The 279-nt window shown below is 64.2% G+C and carries 1 pseudogene; it reads left to right on the top strand.

The features are described 5' to 3' along the window. A pseudogene (glyA, locus tag ACYP33_RS32195) lies at positions 1 to 279 on the top strand (serine hydroxymethyltransferase); the annotation flags it as partial.

Raw genomic sequence — 279 nt, forward strand, 5'->3', positions numbered from 1 at the left:
CGAAGACATCGATTACGAAGCACTGGAAAAGCGCGCGCACGAAACCAAGCCGAAGCTGATCATCGCGGGCGCCTCGGCGTTCTCGCTGAAGATCGATTTCGAGCGGATCTCGCGCGTGGCGAAGGACATCGGCGCGTACTTCATGGTCGACATGGCGCACTACGCCGGCCTGATCGCAGCGGGGCTGTATCCGAACCCGGTGCCGCACGCCGATTTCGTGACCACGACGACGCACAAGAGCCTGCGCGGCCCGCGCGGCGGCGTGATCCTGATGAAGGC

The sequence above is a fragment of the Burkholderia sp. 3C genome (assembly GCF_054589155.1).